Here is an 893-nt window from a genome sequence, read left to right on the forward strand (position 1 = left end):
CCCGCCTCGGTTTCCGGCTCGCCGCCGCGGGCAAGCAGTGCCTCGGGCACCACGAGGTGCACGGACCTGCGGACCGGGACCACGTCCTGTGCCCGGACCGGGCTCCCGCCGCCAGGGGCAGCCAGTGCGAGCGGTGCTTCGTGCTGGACGACTCCCGGCTGATCCATGACTTCCACCGCGGCGGCCGGGTCCCGCCGGGCCTGCGCGCGTACCTGATGCAGCCGCACTGGCTCTACGTCGCCACCTTCGCCAACGGGGCCAGCAAGGTCGGCACCGCGTCCCACCCGCGCAAATGGAACCGGCTCGCCGAGCAGGGCGCCGTCGTCGCCCGGTACGTCGCCCGTGCCGAGGACGGCCGCGTGGTCCGCCTCCTTGAGGACATGATCACGCGCGAGGCCGGGCTGCCGCAGCAGGTCCGCGCTGCCGCCAAGGCCGCTGCGCTGCTCGCCCCGGCAGCCGCCGTCGACCTCGACGCCCTGAACGGACGGCTGGCAGGGGAGGCCCGGACCCTGCTCGCCGGTGCCGGCGGGGAGGGCTTCGCGGTGGTAGATGAACGGTGGGCCCGGCCGGAGCTCTCCGCGAAGGCCTGCGCCCCGGCTGCCCGGCACGCCTATCCGCACGACCTCGCGGCCGGAGCGCACGGGTTCCGGATCGACGCGCTGAGCGGCAGCATTGCCCTCGCGGCGCTGGATGGCAGCGGACTGGAATTCGTGGTGAACCTGGGCCAGCTCAAGGCCCGGGTGATCGAACTCGGTGACCACGGCTCGGACGTCCCGGCCGTGCAGGAAGCCTTGTTCTGACGCTGGATTTGCCCCGCGACGCGCAAATTACCGGACGCGCCCGTATTCCCGCGCCGGCAGGCAATGTGAGTGTCGCCAGGAATTTTTGCGGCT

The 893-nt window shown here is 72.8% G+C and carries 1 protein-coding gene; it reads left to right on the plus strand.

Features of this window, described 5'->3' with window-relative positions:
• On the plus strand, positions 1 to 800 hold an 800-nt coding region (locus Y706_RS24810; protein WP_043435903.1), incomplete at its 5' end, for a DUF2797 domain-containing protein.
• Positions 801 to 893: the final 93 nt, after the last annotated feature.

It is taken from the genome of Arthrobacter sp. I3 (assembly GCF_000520575.1).
Taxonomy (GTDB): Bacteria; Actinomycetota; Actinomycetes; order Actinomycetales; family Micrococcaceae; genus Arthrobacter; species Arthrobacter humicola_A.